Raw genomic sequence first — 13,194 nt, 5'->3', positions numbered from 1 at the left:
AGTGGCTCTTGAGGGTGAGGAATATCATGCCCTGGTGAAAAGTCGACTGCCGGATTGGCTGAAGGCCGCACCCTTCGAAACCCGCAGTTCCTACGTGGGCAACATGCAGCGCAATCAGGCGAGCAAGGCCGACCTGAGCGCTTATCTGGAGGGCTTGCAGAGCCCGGAGGACTTTGCCGCACCGCTCTTGCAAGGTGCCCTGGACAAGGAGTTCGGCACCGGCCTGGATGTGTACGAGGACCAGCTCAGGCATGTTCATATACTGTCGGCACAAACCCCCTCCACATCTTATCAGCAACGACTGACGCAACAGACGTTGTTACAGGCGGCCTTGCAGAACTTCGAAGAAAGCGAAACGACTTACTTTGGCTTCGATCGAGGTTCGCAGATACTTCGCAAGGGGCAGGGTGTCTTGCTCAAGGCGTTTACGCCACGGGAGTTTGCGCGCTTATGCCGTGAGCTGGATCTGGGCGGGAAATATAAGGAACATATCGAGTCTTTTCTGTTGCGCAAGAGTGCTTCCGGGCAGCGCGATGATGAGTTTCGTCGATTGTTCGTGGCCCACGAGATCTCCGAATTGGCGCTCCAGGCCGATATTGCCGTGATGAAAGGGCATATCGACGACTCGGCCTACCGCATGCTCAAGCAGTGGGTGAGTGGGAACGCCAGCCCACTCTGGAGCCTGCATGCCGTGCAGTTTCATGAGATCAAGATGCTCGATGTGCGTATTCCCGAAAGCGGCTATCGAGGCGCCTTGCTCAAGGGTGTACTGCTGATCCGTTTCGACGTCTCGGCATCCCGCGAGTCTTGCCCTTGTGTGGTGTACCTGTCCGGTGATGCCGAGCAGGCGCTCAAACAGTATTCAAGCCTGGCGGCCTTTGAGGATGACCTCAGGCGCAGGTTGCGTGATCAGCGCTATCAGCAGGCATTTCGGCGCTATCTCCATTTGCGCACGCAACCGGTGTTTTTCACCGAGCTGAATGAACGCCTGAATCCCTTGAGTACCGAGACGCGCCGGCGTATGCCCGATGAACAGGCGCGCCTGCAACTGCAACTCGCCCGGGTAACCGGAGATCCCTTCTTCGAGTTCTATGTACAGCACACCGACAAGATGCTCGATGATGCCCGGATGCTGGCGGTGTCGACGGATGCGGAGGACAAGAAGAGCCGTAGCGCTCGCTGGCATGCCTTTCTGGATTGGGGCGTCAACCTGCTGTTTTTCGTGCCGGGCCTTGGCGAGGCGATGCTGGCGCTGGCCGGTGCCCAGATGCTGGTCCAGCTCTATGAGGGAGTCGAGGAGTGGGAACACGACGACAAGAAGCAGGCCGTGCTGGTGTTTCTCGGTGTGGTGCTGAACCTGGAGCTCGGCGCCTTCATGCAGGTCTTGGCGCGCGACGACGAGGCGGCGGCTTTTATTGACTCCCTCAAGCGGGTCAAGCTGCCGGATGGAGGAGAGCGGTTATGGAAAGCCGACCTGGCGCCCTATCGACATCAACCGGCCTTGCCCGAGGGGCTCAAGCCCGACGAGTCAGGGCTGCACGTGCGCAATGGCAATACCTTCCTTGATCTGGATGGCAGCTACTACAAGCTCAAGTCCAGCCGCGTCAGCCATGAGTTCCGCGCCGAGCATCCCACCCGGGCGACCTATTCGCCGCTGTTCAGCCATAACGGCTCAGGTGCCTGGACCCATGAGTTGGAGGAGCCGTTGCGCTGGGATGCATTCAAGCTGTTCAAACGCCTGGGGCCTGATCTGGCGGACTTTTCCCCGGAGCAGGCAACGCGAATCATGACCATCAGCGGCGTTGAGGCCGATCAGTTGCGTCCGGTCTACCTGGACCAGATAAGCCGGCCAGCGCTGCTGAGCGATACGGTGGAGCGCTTCAGGGTCGATGCCGATATCCAGCGGTTTATCGAGACCGGCACCACCAACGGCGGTGTTGTTGATTGGCGTATCCAGGAACAGTTGCTGGAGGCCTTGTGGCCGCCGACCAAGGTCTTGCGCTTCGTCAATGGCGAAGGGCGGGTGTTGAAGGAATACGGCCCGGTGGCTAACGCGGGGTTGCCGGTGGTGATCGTCAGCGAAGCCCAGATACGTGACGCCGAACTGCTGAACGTGGTGTTGCAGGGGCTTGATCATGACGACGTCAATCTATTGCTCGGGCGTCGGCCGGGTGAGGCGCGGTTGACCAGCACGGAACAACTGTCGGCGCTGAACCGGCGACTGGCCGTCGAGGCGCAGAACCAGCGCAGTGCGCTGTTCGAGGCCTATTACGAGTTTCGTACCCGTTCGCGAAATGCCTTTGTCGCCGTGTTCAAGCAAGATTTCCCCAGCTTGCCGACGGTGATTGCCGATGAGTTGGCCAGTGCGGCCAACAGCTATGAGGTCGCGTCGCTGGAGGCGGGGAGGGTGCCGCTGCGGTTGGCGGAGGAAAGTCGTTGGTATGCGCAACAGGTCCGTATCGCACGGGCCTATGAAGGGTTTTTCATCGAATCGTCGGTCAGTCTGGATGCTGATCGGTTGTTCCTGCACTCACTGGAAAACCTGCCGGGCTGGTCGAAAAAACTGCGCATCGAGCTGTATGAGCCTTCCGTACTGGCACCGGGCGGGCGCCGCCTGGTCGACAGCCTGGGGGCGACCTCATCCGAAGCACCGCTAGAGTTGCTGCGCAAGTCGGGGGGCTATGAGATCGAAGCGCAGGACTTGCCTGGCAACCTCCAGGTGACGCTATTGCAGGCTCTGCCGAATAACCAGCTCCGGGCACTTGGATTCTCGCGTACAACCCGCCCGGAGCTGTTCAAGCAGGCGGTGGTGAACCACCTGATGCTGTCCCGTCCGCGCATTCGCGCGTTGCTGAACATACAGGCGATCAAGCCCGGGTTCAGGTCGCCGATGCGTTTGAGTGATGGGCGATTCGGTTATACGCTGGGTGGGCAGCCGGGGGCGCAGGCGGTGTCGCCGAGTCATTTGTGGCTGCTGGTGGACAAGCTTTATCCCGGCAAGGATCTGGACACGGTTCGACAGTTCCTGTCGCTCGAAGGGCAGAATGACAAGGCGTTCCTGAAAGTCCTCAAGAAGCAGCAGGTCGAGTACCACAAGCTGAAACTGGCGCTCGAATACTGGCGCATCGACAGTGAGTATGAGCATGGCGGTAGCGGCACAGGCAGTTGGCTGGTCAGCCGGGCTTCCAAGTCACGGGTCGCGAGCCGGATAAAAAAGTGCTGGCGCCGGGAATCGCAGTTGCTGCTCGACGCCAGTGGCCAACCGTTGGGGTATGAGCTGGACCTGTCGAGTGAGCGCCTGCTGAAGTTGCCTGAACTGGAAGAAGGCAGCTTCGAGCATGTGGTCTCATTGAAGCTGACCCTGGTCGGACGTCGGGATCGGCGTGACTTCGATGCCTTTCTCAAGCGTTTTCCCAAGTTGCGTGAGTTGCAGATCACCGGGGGCAGGTTGACGCAGTTGCCTTCGAGCATGGGCGCGATGGGTGAGCTGCGCAGGTTGCAGCTCAACGACAACCGGATCGCCTGGACCTCGTTACTGGGGCAGCAATTGCGCAGTATGGCGCGCCTGAAGCGACTGAACCTGGATGGCAACCCCCTGGGGCTGTTCAATGCCAGGGGCATGCTCCAGCTGCAGGGGCTGCAGTTGCAGCGTACCGAATTGTCCGCCTGGCCGACCGGGGTACTGGAGCTGCTCGATCTGGCGGTGCTGGATTTGCAGGGCAACCAACTGACCTCCATCCCCTGGAGCTTTTTCAGCCTGAGCAGTCGCAGGATGCGAACGGTATTGCTCTACGGCAATCCGTTTGATAACACGACGCTCTATACGATTGCCCATTTCATGGATCGACCCTCGATACGTTTCGCCTTGCCGGGGGACACCGACATCCCGGAGCAGGGGGTGCCGAAGCTGACGCCTTTCGTGGAAAGCTGGCTGGACAGCAGTTATTCGATTGAGGAGCAGGAGCGCAAAAGGGCGTTGTGGGAACTGGTCGCCCAGGAGCCTGGAAGCGAAACCTTCCTGGAGTCCATCGCCGCACTGCGCGCCTCGGCGGACTATCGCGTCGAATACCGGGGCCAGTTGAGCCGACGTGTCTGGCGAATGATCGAGGCGGCGACTGCCAGCACCACCTTGCGTCAGATCCTGTTCGACTGGACGACCGACCTGGACACCTGTGCCGATGGCTTTACCGAGGTGTTCAGCCGGTTGGGCGGCGAGGTATTGCTCTACGAGGCGAATCAACTGGTGGGTGATGCCAGGGAAGCGGCGTACCTCGCGTTGGCCCGGGGACGCTCGCGGTTGGCGCGACTGAACGATATCTCCAAAGTCGAAACCTCCAGCCAGGAGATTGCCAGGGCCGCCCGCATCGACGACGCCAGGGCCCAGGCCATGGCCGCGGCGCGCGAGCGGCACCAGAGCGAGGCCGATATCGAGATGGCAGGGCGTGTGGCTGCCGAGGCTGCCGATGAACGCTGGCCCCATGTCGATGAGGTCGAGATCTACTTGGCCTACCGTGTCGATCTCGCGGTACGCCTGGCGCTCCCTTGGCAACCTTTGGCCATGCTGTATCGGGGTTCCAGCAATGTCACCCGGGATATGACCCGGGAAGCGGGTGATCGCATCCTGGCGGCCGAGAACATACCCGGCAAGCAGGTCGAGCTGCTGCTTGAGCAGCCGGTGTGGAAAGATTACCTGAAGACCCTGCCCGAGACGGAACGCCATGGGGTCGTTGCACAGGAGCAGTTGCAAACCCTGGAAGACCTGCGTGAGGCGCTGGAAGAGCTGGCACGCCAGCCACAAGCCTCGACGCGAGACATCACCCGTTGGACCGAGACGGTGCGGCAGGGGGCGAGTGCCTTGGGGATCGCCGAAGGGGACATTCCCATGGGCCGGGAAATGAGCGATACGGTGTATGAGCAGGCGCTCGAAAAGATCGATCGTGAGCGAAAGGCCGGAGAGGTGCGGATCACCCAGAGCGCGCTGGACCGTGCGCAGCAGGTGCCCGAGAGTTCAGACCTGTGAAGCCCGTCCCTTGAACACAGCCGCTGCTGCGTCGGAGGGGGACGGGCCGGTGCATGGCCCTGTTCAGATACCGATATTGCCCAGGGTTTGCACGATGTTGCGCAAGGTGCCGGCGATGGCGGGGTGTTTGATCTCGAAGCGCTCCACGGCGAGGTTGACGCCGTCCGCCAGGCTGGCGTCCTGGCTCAGGGTTTCCAGTTTGATTTGTGCTTCGATCTGCTGCATCAGCACGTGCAGGTGTTCACGCTCTTCCGGTGAGAGCGGTGGGTTCTGCTCCAGTTGCACGCGCAGGGTATTGAGTTGGTCTTGCAGTTCGCGGGCAGGCATTGTGGTACTTCCTCTTTGGATAATCTCTGGCACATAGACCGCCATGTGGCGATAAAGGTCTGTACCTGATGTCAGAGTAATCCACTCGCGCGCGGCCTGCATGACCTTGATCAAGATCGCCGCGTCAGGGTTTCTCGCCCTTGAGCCGGCGCAGGGCGATATCGTCCAGGCAGGTCGCCAGTTCCCCCAGGTGATCGATCACCGAGTGCACGCCCAGGCCGAACAGCTCGACGGTGGCCTTGCCGCGTTTGCGCTCCCGCTCCTTCTGCGGCAGTGCCTGCCACTCCACGGGCGACAGGCCGCACAAGGGCCCGCAGGAGGCCAGGCCGATAGTCCAGAGCCCGGCATTCAGGCCCGATTGCAGCAAGCGCGGCTCGCCGCTGACCAGCACGCAGCCGTCCAGTTGTGCCACGCCGAGGGCCATCAGCGCATGCCAGCAAGCGTTGGGCGCCGGCCATTGGGCGCAGTTGGCGGGGGTAAGGGCGGGTTTGATCCAGCTCGGCAAGGTCGCGGCGAGGGGCTGGCTGAGGCTGTGGGGCAATTCATCCAGCCAGGCGCAGGGTACGCCGCGTTGTTGTAGGCCTTGCAAGATCTCCAAGGCACCCTGCGTCGCGTGGTTGTGCTCGCCCGGGTCCAGGTGAGGTCGGGCGCGAGCGCCGAAATCCACCAGGCAACCGCTCAGGCCAAAGAGCAGGGCGGTGGGCGCGGGCAGCGGTACGGCGGCGGGTAATGGCATGGCAACGTCCCTGAAATGACTTCGCAGGTTAAGACACTGCCATGACAGTAGGATGACGGCGGCCTGCCCCCGTCTCATCTGTAAATCTTTGCAGGACTTGTCTCGAGCAGACTGCCTAATCGAAGTTATCCGCTTTATACTGGCCGCTTTTCGAGGGTGCGGTTGCCCAGCCCCGTGTTATCCAAGGAGTTCTTTTTATGCGCTGGATCAATCGTCTAGCTCAACTGTCCCTGTGTGCCGGCGTTGCGCTGGTGCCATTTGCCGCACAGGCGGCAGACGAAGATCCATGGGAGAGCGTCAACCGCCCCATCTTCAAGTTCAACGATGTGCTCGACACCTACGCACTGAAACCTTTGGCCCAGGGCTACCAGGCGGTGACGCCGCAGTTCGTGGTCGACGGCATCCACAACATGTACCGCAACATCGGCGATGTGCAGAACCTGGCCAACGACGTGCTGCAGCTCAAGCCGCACGCGGCGGGCGTCGATACTTCGCGGATCTTCTTCAACACCATCTTCGGTGTCGCGGGTTTCTTCGATGTCGGCACCAAAATGGGGCTGCAGCGTAACGACGAAGATTTCGGCCAGACCCTGGGACACTGGGGCGTGGGCAGCGGTCCGTACGTGGTGATCCCGTTCTTCGGCCCGAGCACCCTGCGTGACGCGCCGTCCAAGTACGTCGACACCTACACCCAGCCCTGGCGCTACATGAACGACATTCCGGCGCGCAACATGGCGCTCGGCGCGGAAGTGATCGACACCCGCACCAGCCTGTTGTCCAGCGAGAAGCTGATCACCGGCGACAAGTACATCTTCATCCGCAACGCCTACCTGCAGAACCGCGAGTTCAAGGTCAAGGACGGCAAGGTTGTAGACGATTTCTAAGGGCTTGTCGGGTAAATGAAAAAGGCGACCTCACGAGGTCGCCTTTTTTGTGCCTGGCGGGCCTCAGTTCATCTTGAGGATATGCAACCCCAGCCGCTGGCCGCCGCCTTCGTCTTGGACCCAGACCACCTCCGTCTCGGCCTCCAGGCCCTTGAGCGCCGGATGGTCGGAATCAATACGCACCAGCAACGTGTCGCCGGCCTTGAAGGCCCGTGGCGCGGCGATCTGCATGCCGCTGCTCGACAGGTCCAGGCAGGTCGCGGAAATCTCCAGCCCGGCATGGATCAGCGTCACATCGGCGTCGACGCGCATACGGATGTAATCGCGCTTTTCACTATAGTCCTGATCGGTTCGGCTCATCACTTCTGTCCTTCGATTCCGTTGTGGTTTGCACTGTTCTTATAACTCCCGGTGATTTGAGGTGTAAAGACGTCAGGCGACCATCGGCATGAGCTTGAAACGCCCGGCGGATGGGAGTACCGTCTGCGCCTTAGAAGGGCACCTCTGATACCGATGCACCGGACGTGATCGTCCGACCCGATTCGGGACAGAGAGGCTAGAAAGCGAATCCAGTAGTACGAGTCGGGCACGTTGCCTTGCTGTCTACGCCAACCTAATTCTGGCGCCGTTTGCCCACATGCAAAAAACCAGTGCCACGCTGCTGATAATTGATGACGACGAAGTAGTGCGTGCAAGCCTTGCGGCCTACTTGGAAGACAGCGGATTCAGCGTCCTGCAGGCCGGCAATGGCTTGCAGGGTCTTGAGGTATTCGAGCAGTCCAAGCCTGATCTGGTGATCTGCGACCTGCGCATGCCCCAGATGGGCGGCCTCGAGCTGATTCGTCAGGTGACCGACCTGTCGCCGCAGACGCCGGTTATCGTGGTGTCCGGCGCGGGCGTCATGAACGACGCTGTCGAAGCGTTGCGCCTGGGTGCCGCGGACTACCTCATCAAGCCCCTTGAGGACCTTGCCGTCTTGGAGCACTCCGTGCGCCGGGCGCTGGATCGTGCGCGGCTGCTGCTGGAGAACCAGCGCTACCGCGAGAAGCTGGAAACCGCCAACCGCGAGCTCGAAGCCAGCCTGCACCTGCTCCAGGAAGACCAGAACGCCGGTCGCCAGGTGCAGATGAACATGCTGCCGACCAGCCCGTGGAGCATCGACGACTTCCAGTTCGCGCACCAGATCATTCCGTCGTTGTACCTGTCGGGCGATTTCGTCGACTACTTCCGCGTCGATGAGCGCCGCGTGGCGTTCTACCTGGCGGACGTGTCCGGCCATGGTGCATCGTCGGCGTTCGTCACCGTGCTGCTGAAATTCATGACCACGCGCCTGCTGTTCGAATCCAAGCGCAACGGCACCTTGCCGGAGTTCACCCCGTCGCAGGTGCTGGGCCATATCAACCGCGGCCTGATCAACTGCAAGCTGGGCAAGCACGTGACCATGGTCGGCGGCGTGATCGACGAAGAAACCGGATTGCTGACCTACAGCATTGGTGGGCATTTGCCGTTGCCGGTGCTCTACACCCCGGACAGCGTGCGTTACCTGGAAGGGCGTGGTTTGCCGGTGGGCTTGTTCAACGAGGCCACCTATGAAGATCACATCCTGGAACTGCCGCCGGCGTTCAGCTTGACGCTAATGTCTGATGGCATTCTGGACCTTTTGAAGCAAGATACACTCAAAGAGAAAGAGGCTGCTTTACCTGAACTGGTAAAAACAGCCGGGGGCAGCCTGGATGGCTTGCGCCAGGTCTTTGGATTGGCCACGCTAGGGGAGATGCCGGATGATATCGCCCTGTTAGTGTTGAGCAGGAACATTTGATGAGTACCGGTAGAATCCAGTTCGCCGAGCAGGATGGCACCTTCGTTCTGAAGTTTGTCGGTGAAGTTCGCCTGACCCTCTGTTCAGCGTTGGATGCAACAATTGAAAGGATCTTCACGGCGCTGAACTTTTCGGCGATCGTGATCGACCTGACGGAAACCCGCAGCATCGACAGCACCACGCTGGGTTTGCTGGCCAAACTGTCGATCTTGTCGCGGCAGAAGGTGGGCTTGTTGCCGACCGTGGTCACCACCCACGAAGACATCACCCGGTTGTTGCAGTCCATGGGCTTTGACCAGGTCTTCAACATCGTCAACCATCCGATCCCGTGCACGGATTGCCTGACCGACCTGCCGTCGCAGGACCAGTCGGAAGAGGTGGTGCGGGTCAAGGTGCTGGAAGCGCACAAGATCCTGATGGGCCTGAACGACTCGAACCGCGAAGCCTTTCACGACCTGGTGAATGCGCTGGAGCGTTCCTGACCGATTGACGCCGAGCGCGTACAAAAAAGGGCGACACCTTCCCAGGTGCCGCCCTTTTTGCGCTTCTCTCGAACCTGGAGCCGGCTTGAACCGGCGATAAACGACAATACGGTCCTACGCGGTCCCCTGTGGGAGCGGAGCTTGCCCGCGAAGAACGATAACGCGGTCCCTAGCCGATCGCGTTACCGCCCCTCCAACAACTCCCCAGCCTGATCCAGCAAAGCCAGCGGATCCTTGGCCTTGTGAATATCCACCGACAGCAACTGCCGAAACCGCCGCGCCCCTGGAAACCCGGTACCCAGCCCCAGCACATGCCGGGTGATATGGTGCATCGCACCGCCATCGGCAATATGCGCCGCCACATAAGGCCGCAACTGCGCCAACGCTTCAGCCCGTGAAATCACCGGTGCTTCACTGCCAAACAACTGCTGATCCACCTCAGCCAGCAGATACGGGTTGTGATACGCCTCGCGGCCCAGCATCACCCCATCAAACGTCTGCAAATGCTCGTGACACTGCTCCAGCGTCTTGATCCCGCCGTTAAGGATGATCTCCAGCCCCGGAAAGTCCCGCTTCAACTGAGCCGCCACGTCATACCGCAGCGGCGGAATATCCCGGTTCTCCTTCGGCGACAGCCCTTCCAGAATCGCGATCCGCGCATGCACGGTGAAGCTGCGGCAACCGGCTTCCTGCACTTTACCCACGAAATCGCAGAGTTCGGCGTAGCTGTCACGACCGTTGATGCCAATACGGTGTTTCACCGTGACCGGAATCGACACGGCATCGCGCATGGCTTTCACGCAATCGGCCACCAGCTCCGGATGCCCCATCAGGCAGGCACCAATCATATTGTTCTGCACCCGGTCGCTGGGGCAGCCGACGTTGAGGTTCACTTCGTCGTAACCGGCGTCCTGGGCCATACGGGCGCAGGCGGCGAGATCAGCCGGCACGCTACCACCCAATTGCAGGGCCAGTGGGTGCTCGGCTTCGTTATGACGCAGGAACCGCTCATGGTCGCCATGAAGGATGGCACCGGTGGTGACCATTTCGGTGTAGAGCAGGGTGTGTTTGGAGAGCAGGCGTAGGAAGTACCTGCAATGTCTGTCAGTCCAGTCCATCATCGGGGCGACGCTGAAGCGGCGAGATGGCTCGGAGCGGGAAGGTGTAGCGTCGTTCAAAGGCATGGAAGGTCTGTCGCTGTAGGCGCAGCCGGCGCGGATGGGGCAGGGCGCGGGCTTGAGTGGCGTGAGGCTGAATGGGGCGCAGTTTATCAGGAAATGGGTTTGATCGCCGGGGCTGGCAAGGGCAGCAGGCGTTTGAAATGTTTCGCTTCAAATGCTGGCTTGAGCGCTTCGAGTGCTCCACTACCCTTATTGCTGCTGCCCATTCTCCCTTCTGCTGTATTGCGCGAAAGCACTCTCCTTGGATGCCGCGCTGGAAGCAGATGAAGAGCGCGACGCTTAGGCCGGTAAACTCAGCTGCTCGCATCGCGACATTTGGCGCTATGATTGTGCCAAATGTCGTAGGGAGGTCACCGCTATGTCCGCAGCGAAGCCAGCTAACAAGCCAACCGTTAAACCCACAGGAAAAACAGAGAGGGTGCCTGGGACAGCGAGCGTTACCAGAAAACCTACTGAGGTGCTATTACATGGCCGCAAAGGTGATGAGCGCATGCTGATCATCCGGTACACGCAGGAAGGCTTTGACCTGAGTGACGTCAGGGACATGCTTTCAACATCCGCTTTGTACATGGAGCACGACCTGGTTCAGCGCATTACAGGGAAGTCTGTCAGGACCGTCCAGCGTTTGGCGAAAGAGACCAAGCCGGTACGCCTGAACCAGCAGCAAAGTACGGTTGCGTTTCAGTATGCCCAGACCTTGGAGCACGCCACCAACGTGTTTGGCAGCCAGCAGTTGGCTGAGGATTGGCTGAAGAAACCCTGCAAGTACCTGGACGGTAACGTCCCGCTGGAACTGATCGAAAACTCGCTTGGCTTCCAGGTGGTGGAGGATTACCTGATCCGGATTGAACACGGGGTCTACCAATGAATCCATTGCCCTGGGACGGGCGGTGGCACGCTTGGCGTCTCGACCGTGAGATCTACAAGGACACTTGGGACAGTGGCATTGGTGCGCAACGATCCGGTGGCCGATGGAACCCACCCGGCCGCCGGGTGATTTATGCGTCGTCCGACCCGTCCACGGCTATTCTGGAAGTTGCGGCCCACTTGGGGTTTGATGCACTGGATAGGGTGCCCCATGTGCTGACGTGCTTTGAGGTGCTGGATTCATCGCTTATCAAGGTTGTGCAGCCAGAAGATGTGCCGAACCCGAATTGGCTTGTCCCTTCGTTACCCTCGCCCAATCAGCGACAGTTTGCTGATGAGTTGTTGGCGCAGCATCCCTTCGTGCTGATCCCTTCGGCGGTGACTCGGCATTCCTGGAATTTGCTGGTGAGCTGCGATTTGGCGGCTGAGCAGTTCAGGCTTGTGTCGCAGGAGCAGTTTGGGCTGGATACTCGGTTGCTTAAGTAAGCAGTGTTTGGCAAGGGGGGGGAGGGGGATGCGTTATTTTAAGTTTGCTGGTTCGTTGGTCATACTGCAATTGTTTGGGTTGACAAGCTGTAACATAGGGGCGGCATGATGCAACTTGTTGGAGGAAGATATGCAGTGCATTTTTTGTTGTGAAGAAAAAGACATGCTCACCGACGAGCACATAATTCCTAAAGCTCTTGCCAGTAATTTTCTCTTGAAGCGCGCATCATGCCATGGATGTCAGACGCGTTGTAACTCCTCTTTCGAACAGCAATTTTTGAAAGGATCGAATTTCATTTCGATGATACGGGCTCAACTAGGATTGCGAGGACGACGTAACGCTCCTATTTTTGGGTTCGACCAACATGGGCATCCGCTGAGTCTAGAGATTCAGCCTGGATTTCCACCGATCCGATTGGGGTTAGGGGCATCGGGACTTTATCGGCCGCCACAGGTGATTTTGACCAGTGCCGATAAAGCGCCGATCAGCTATTTTTTTCTTCCTGATACCCTCTCGCGCCCGCTCGCTCTAGACTTCTTTGATAAGGTCGTGAATGACGTACCAGAGACGGCGGTCGGCGTCGCGTTTTGGGCCGACGGCGACCTCATAACGGCTAACGGCTGGCGTGACCTTTTAGAAATGTTCGTAGCTTGGGCGAATCGGCGTCAGCTCTTAGCAATGGCAAGTTGCTTAGCTACAGGAAATGCTTCTATGAGTTTTTCTTTGGACTGGAGTGTCGGCTATCGTGATCGAGGATTATCGAAAATAGCGTTCACTTACTTGCTCAGCGTACTTGATGAAAGCCGCCGCTTTGGTGATGAGTTCGAGTCTATGAGGCAATATATTCTTAACGGGAAAATCGATTCGTCGATGGCGTGGAATGGGCCGATATTGCAGTTGAAATTGTTGCCTACCGCTTTCCCCGTAGAATTGAATTTTAGCTATCTTCTTGCAACAGTGTGCGTTGCAAGCGATGTTTATGTTCTCGTTCAGTTGCATATGATGGGGATGTTTTGTGTGAAAATAAATGTCGCTGATAGTGATCTTGTTGTTCCCGATACATTGATGACTTTTGATCTCGATAAAGTCGGCGATAATTATGTCATGCGCAGAACATCTCATGTTGGAGCAAGCCTGGAGGATCTCGCATCCGGTGTTCGTGAAAGTGTGGGCGCGTTGGGCTGATACAGCCTGAGTTAAATAAATCCGTCCCCATTTCCTATTTTCTTTCGACGGCTTGAATTTTCTTTAGATTGAGCCATCGTGTTTGATGCCAATGACGGCAGATAAGGGATTATGAATATGGCTAACGTGTATGTGGAGCCGCGTCCGAAGGGCAGGTCAGACGGCGCGGCAATCGACCATTATGGTAAGCGCCCCATAAACCCCAC

11 protein-coding genes are annotated in these 13,194 nt (G+C 58.9%); 7 read left to right on the top strand and 4 right to left on the bottom strand.

Features of this window, described 5'->3' with window-relative positions; translation table 11 throughout:
- Positions 1–34 precede the first annotated feature (34 nt).
- Entirely contained in the window at positions 35–5,020 is a 4,986-nt protein-coding gene (locus HX830_RS32570) for a dermonecrotic toxin domain-containing protein (RefSeq protein WP_218171347.1), read from the top strand.
- A 63-nt stretch (positions 5,021–5,083) separates the two neighbouring features.
- Here HX830_RS32570 and HX830_RS20335 read toward each other — a convergent pair whose 3' ends face one another.
- Positions 5,084–5,347 (bottom strand): DUF4404 family protein, encoded by a 264-nt coding sequence (locus HX830_RS20335; protein WP_152737431.1) that lies wholly within the window; start codon positions 5,345–5,347, stop codon positions 5,084–5,086.
- 124 nt (positions 5,348–5,471) lie between these two features.
- Positions 5,472–6,083, bottom strand: coding sequence for an HAD family phosphatase (locus tag HX830_RS20330; protein ID WP_177102200.1), 612 nt, complete (start codon positions 6,081–6,083; stop codon positions 5,472–5,474).
- A gap of 197 nt (positions 6,084–6,280) precedes the next feature.
- Between HX830_RS20330 and HX830_RS20325 the strand changes: the two genes are divergently transcribed.
- Entirely contained in the window at positions 6,281–6,967 is a 687-nt protein-coding gene (locus tag HX830_RS20325; protein WP_152737433.1) for an MlaA family lipoprotein, read from the top strand.
- Positions 6,968–7,030: 63 nt separating this feature from the next.
- Here the strand turns inward: HX830_RS20325 and HX830_RS20320 are convergent, their stop codons facing one another.
- On the bottom strand, positions 7,031–7,327 hold the full coding sequence (locus tag HX830_RS20320; protein ID WP_103495768.1) for a PilZ domain-containing protein: 297 nt from the start codon (positions 7,325–7,327) through the stop codon (positions 7,031–7,033).
- A 277-nt stretch (positions 7,328–7,604) separates the two neighbouring features.
- On the opposite strand from HX830_RS20320, the gene rssB reads away from it, so the two are divergent.
- Entirely contained in the window at positions 7,605–8,786 is a 1,182-nt protein-coding gene (gene rssB, locus HX830_RS20315; RefSeq protein ID WP_100942916.1) for a two-component system response regulator RssB, read from the top strand.
- Positions 8,786–9,268 carry an anti-sigma factor antagonist RssC gene (rssC, locus tag HX830_RS20310; RefSeq protein WP_103495766.1) on the top strand — a complete coding sequence of 161 codons (483 nt, stop codon included), beginning with the start codon at positions 8,786–8,788 and terminating at the stop codon, positions 9,266–9,268. The genes rssB and rssC overlap by 1 nt, the downstream gene beginning before the upstream one ends.
- A gap of 182 nt (positions 9,269–9,450) precedes the next feature.
- Here the strand turns inward: rssC and dusA are convergent, their stop codons facing one another.
- Complete coding sequence (gene dusA / locus HX830_RS20305) at positions 9,451–10,452, bottom strand: tRNA dihydrouridine(20/20a) synthase DusA (protein ID WP_177102198.1); 1,002 nt, start codon at positions 10,450–10,452, stop codon at positions 9,451–9,453.
- Between the two features lie 355 nt (positions 10,453–10,807).
- Between dusA and HX830_RS20300 the strand changes: the two genes are divergently transcribed.
- From HX830_RS20300 to HX830_RS20290, 3 genes are all read left to right on the top strand, one after another.
- Positions 10,808–11,317 carry an antitoxin Xre/MbcA/ParS toxin-binding domain-containing protein gene (locus tag HX830_RS20300; RefSeq protein WP_177102196.1) on the top strand — a complete coding sequence of 170 codons (510 nt, stop codon included), beginning with the start codon at positions 10,808–10,810 and terminating at the stop codon, positions 11,315–11,317.
- Positions 11,314–11,802 carry an RES family NAD+ phosphorylase gene (locus HX830_RS20295; RefSeq protein WP_177102194.1) on the top strand — a complete coding sequence of 163 codons (489 nt, stop codon included), beginning with the start codon at positions 11,314–11,316 and terminating at the stop codon, positions 11,800–11,802. Before HX830_RS20300 ends, HX830_RS20295 begins: the two co-directional genes overlap by 4 nt.
- 115 nt (positions 11,803–11,917) lie before the next feature.
- A complete protein-coding gene (locus tag HX830_RS20290) occupies positions 11,918–12,988 on the top strand; it encodes a hypothetical protein (protein WP_177102192.1) in 1,071 nt (356 codons plus the stop codon).
- Positions 12,989–13,194: the final 206 nt, after the last annotated feature.

The sequence above is a fragment of the Pseudomonas gingeri genome (assembly GCF_013385425.1).
Classification (GTDB): domain Bacteria; phylum Pseudomonadota; class Gammaproteobacteria; order Pseudomonadales; family Pseudomonadaceae; genus Aquipseudomonas; species Aquipseudomonas gingeri_D.
The sequence above is the reverse complement of the archived record's forward strand: the minus strand, read 5'-3'. Positions and strand labels throughout refer to the sequence as shown.

Excerpts from the sequence above, each read along its gene's own strand:
- rssB (WP_100942916.1), top strand. The coding sequence starts at position 7,605 with ATGCAAAAAACCAGTGCCACGCTGCTGATAATTGATGACGACGAAGTA.
- HX830_RS20335 (WP_152737431.1), bottom strand. The coding sequence starts at position 5,347 with ATGCCTGCCCGCGAACTGCAAGACCAACTCAATACCCTGCGCGTGCAA.
- HX830_RS20295 (WP_177102194.1), top strand. The coding sequence starts at position 11,314 with ATGAATCCATTGCCCTGGGACGGGCGGTGGCACGCTTGGCGTCTCGAC.
- HX830_RS20330 (WP_177102200.1), bottom strand. The coding sequence starts at position 6,083 with ATGCCATTACCCGCCGCCGTACCGCTGCCCGCGCCCACCGCCCTGCTC.
- HX830_RS20325 (WP_152737433.1), top strand. The coding sequence starts at position 6,281 with ATGCGCTGGATCAATCGTCTAGCTCAACTGTCCCTGTGTGCCGGCGTT.
- dusA (WP_177102198.1), bottom strand. The coding sequence starts at position 10,452 with ATGCCTTTGAACGACGCTACACCTTCCCGCTCCGAGCCATCTCGCCGC.
- rssC (WP_103495766.1), top strand. The coding sequence starts at position 8,786 with ATGAGTACCGGTAGAATCCAGTTCGCCGAGCAGGATGGCACCTTCGTT.
- HX830_RS20320 (WP_103495768.1), bottom strand. The coding sequence starts at position 7,327 with ATGAGCCGAACCGATCAGGACTATAGTGAAAAGCGCGATTACATCCGT.
- HX830_RS20300 (WP_177102196.1), top strand. The coding sequence starts at position 10,808 with ATGTCCGCAGCGAAGCCAGCTAACAAGCCAACCGTTAAACCCACAGGA.